This is a genomic window from Hallella mizrahii (genome assembly GCF_009695775.1).
GTDB lineage: Bacteria > Bacteroidota > Bacteroidia > Bacteroidales > Bacteroidaceae > Prevotella > Prevotella mizrahii.
Map to the genome: position 1 here is coordinate 1 of NZ_VUNG01000084.1, position 2,572 is coordinate 2,572.

At 49.8% G+C, this 2,572-nt stretch carries 3 protein-coding genes; all 3 read right to left on the reverse strand.

Going from position 1 to position 2,572, the window contains the following annotated elements:
- Window positions 1-68: 68 nt before the first annotated feature.
- The 3 genes from tnpC to FYJ73_RS15475 all read right to left on the reverse strand — a co-directional run bounded on the left by tnpC (window position 69) and on the right by FYJ73_RS15475 (window position 2,497).
- On the reverse strand, window positions 69-1,697 hold the full coding sequence (gene tnpC, locus FYJ73_RS15465) for an IS66 family transposase (RefSeq protein WP_154535637.1): 1,629 nt from the start codon (window positions 1,695-1,697) through the stop codon (window positions 69-71).
- A gap of 92 nt (window positions 1,698-1,789) precedes the next feature.
- Window positions 1,790-2,110 carry an IS66 family insertion sequence element accessory protein TnpB gene (gene tnpB / locus FYJ73_RS15470; RefSeq protein WP_235899424.1) on the reverse strand — a complete coding sequence of 107 codons (321 nt, stop codon included), beginning with the start codon at window positions 2,108-2,110 and terminating at the stop codon, window positions 1,790-1,792.
- Window positions 2,111-2,149: 39 nt separating this feature from the next.
- Window positions 2,150-2,497, reverse strand: a complete 348-nt coding sequence (locus FYJ73_RS15475) for a hypothetical protein (protein WP_154535639.1) — start codon at window positions 2,495-2,497, stop codon at window positions 2,150-2,152.
- Between the last annotated feature and the right edge of the window lie 75 nt (window positions 2,498-2,572).

The window sequence follows — 2,572 nt, forward strand, 5'->3', positions numbered from 1 at the left end:
GTAAGCGTATCGGTATTCACGTATTGCCACAAAAAAACTGATCAAGAGAGGAGGCTTGCCCAGTTTTGTTAGTCTTTTGTGGAAGGTTGCCAACGGTCTGGCAATAGGTTTCTATAATTCTCCAATGGTGCATTGGGTTGCCATTGGGCAGTCTTGTCAAGGATGTCGGTGAGGTATTCAAAGATGTTGAGATGGTTCATCTTGGCAGACAATGCGAGTGTATAGAGCACAGCTGCCCTTTCGGCTCCCTTATGAGAACCGAAGAAGAGTGAGCTCCTTCTGGACATGGAGAAGTAGCGATTCATCCGTTCGACGAGATTATTGTCAAGTGCGGTGTCGCCTCTCTTGAAGATGTCGACTACCGCCTCCCATTCGTTGTTGAAGTAGCTGGCGGCCTCGGACAGTTCGCTGCCTGGAAGCAGGTTCGGCTTTTTCAGTATTTCATCGAGCTTGTCCTTTATCTCTGCCAGTATGGCGGGGGCGTACTGTTGTCGCCAACTGAAGTTGTCCTCCACCGTCCAACTGTTTTCTCCTATCTTGTGTTTGTGTTCTTCGTGGTAGAGCTTGTTGATGAGTTTGACCATCTCCTTGGCTTCCGGCTCGGCGTCCATGCAATCAATGAACTTCCTCTTGATGTGCTGCAGGCAGGCTATCCTTGTTATATTGGGGAAATCGTCGCCCTGTATCTTTCTGTAGAAGCTTGCCGCATCGCTGTGCATGGTGCCGTGATATCCGTGAAGCTCATCGTAGATGACATCTCCGGCGCGCGAGCCGTCTCGGTAGACGACATACAGCAGTCCGCTCTTCTGGCCCACGATGACCCAGAAGTAGCCTTTCTTCACTCCCTTTCCCTTGGAGTTCTTCTCCGGGACAAGTATCTTGAAGTAGGTCTCGTCCGAAGCAATGTAGTCGTCGCTGAGCACCACCTTGCGTATGGCCCTGTAGAAGTTTCCCAACGTCTCCGCCGCCCTGCCCAACAGAAAGCCGGCTGTCGGTTTCTTGAGGTTGAAGCCCTGATCTTCAAAATAATGGATGATCCGCTCCACTGGCATGGCGTACATATAGCGCAGCTGAAGAAGTCCGGCGACAAAGGACGAAGTGTAACTGGAGTTCATAAATACAGCCGGTGGGGTCTTTGGCTCAAACACCTTGCCGTCCTGCGTGAAGCGGTGGAGTCTGTAGATTACTTTCTTGAAGTGCCCCGGTACATAGACGTATCTCGTACAGAACTGATAGTCCGGCGTGCCGTTCTCCTTCATCTTCTCCAGTGGATGTGCCTTGAGCTTGTCGAAGGATGGGTCATCAGGATAAACGTCCTTGTATTCCACCTCGCACTCCTCATGGATGTCTCTCTTGGCACCGTTGTTGCCACGGGCCTTCCGGCGGATGCTCCTGGCCTCGTCAAGGACTTTCTTTTCCTCGTCTGTTAGCTGCGGCTTCTCCACCTGCTGCTCGCTCTCCTTCTCAAGAAGTTTGCTTACGCCTTTGAGCTTGTTGTTGCTTTTTTGAAGCTCCATCTCCTTCTTTCCGGCTTCTTTTTCCAGGGATGTTATGACAGAGGTCTGTTCAGCTACCAGGCCGGTAAGGGCCGTTAAACGGGCCAACAGCTCGTTTACCCTGTCGGTAAGAGCGGTTATCCGCGCATTGGCGTCCTTCAACTGATCCATCAGCGATGCTATGATTTCGTCCTTTGTCATAGTACAAAGGTACTAAATTTATCTGACAATCAAGCATGTTTTAATGATTATTTATAGATTATTTTACTGTATATCAAACAGTTAGATGTATTCTAAACTTCAATCTTAAATCTCTTGCGGTATCTCGCAGACCGGAGCGAAACGCCCTGCATGATCAGAGAAAACGTCTTCCAGGGCATCCTGTAGCCCCCAGTGGCCTCGTCGAACTTGGGTATCTCGAAGGTGCCTTTCTCAAGGCGCTTCTGATAAAGAACGAATCCATCGGTGTCCCAACGAAGCAGCTTGATGCTCTGATGATTCTTGCCATAAAAGATGAAAACGCAACCCGTAAGGGGTGACATCTTCATCTCTGAGCGCACAAGTTTGTACAGCCCGTTGATACCCTTGCGCATGTCCACCGGATGTTGGCACATGTAATACACTGTTGATTCTGAAAGTCCGAACATAGGCAGTTACTTTAACGCATTCAACACCGCCGTGATGATGCCGGCATCGCAATGGGAAACCGACACTAAAGTCCCGTTGGATAGTTGGATCGTGATGGCCGCACGGTCGACGTCGGAATGTGGGCTGTCTGCCGTAAAGGGTACAAACGCTTCACAATCCTGATGCTCCTTCGCTTTCAGGACAGCATCCCTTATGGACTTGACCGACTGACCGATGTCCTCAATGTAATGATGCATGCCGGAGACACTGACATCGTTTAACCGGCAATAAGCCGATAGGTTCAGCTTGGGATTCTTGATGAGGGCCTGCTTGTACCGTTCAAGGAGACTCTTGTACTTGTCTTTGCTTGCCATATTCATAATAATTTGTGCGCGCAAAGGTACAGACTTTTAAGCGAGGCTGAAATACGGTAATGCCGAGACGCTTAC